Source organism: Halobellus sp. Atlit-38R, assembly GCF_003665925.1.
In the GTDB taxonomy this organism is placed as follows: domain Archaea; phylum Halobacteriota; class Halobacteria; order Halobacteriales; family Haloferacaceae; genus Haloquadratum; species Haloquadratum inordinatus.
Window position 1 is genome coordinate 1 of record NZ_QXIJ01000251.1, and the last position, 491, is coordinate 491.

Here is a 491-nt window from a genome sequence, read left to right on the forward strand (position 1 = left end):
CGTCGGCGAATCGAGAGGCTTCGAACGAGCCGACTGCGCCGTTTTCGAACTCGGCCTGTGCCGTGTAGGCGTCGTCGACCGTGACGGGTTTGTACTCGTCCGTTCCGGGCACCGGTCGCTCGTCGACGAACGTCTGGAGGTGGCCGGAGACGCGTGTAATGTCGCCCGCGACATCCGAATCCCCGACGAGGAAGCGCACGAGGTCGATAGTGTGCGCACCGAGGTCGCCGAGCGCGCCGGACCCGGCGAGGTCTTTGTCCATGCGCCACGCCCACGGTGCTTCGGGGTCGACGAGCCAATCCTGTAGGTAGCGTCCGCGGACATGGTGAATCTCACCGAGTTCGCCGTCCTCGATGAGACCCTTCGCGTACTGAATCGCCGGGACGAACCGGTAGTTGAACGCGCATCCGGCCACGCCGTCGGCGTCGCGGGCGGCGTCGCGCATCTCTTCGGCTTCTTCGAGCGTCGGGGCGAGCGGTTTCTCACAGAAG

The 491-nt window shown here is 66.0% G+C and carries 1 protein-coding gene; it reads right to left on the reverse strand.

The genetic code is table 11. The features are described 5' to 3' along the window. A partial coding sequence (locus D3D02_RS19205; protein ID WP_147435757.1) for a Gfo/Idh/MocA family protein occupies positions 1–491 on the reverse strand: 491 nt, incomplete at both ends.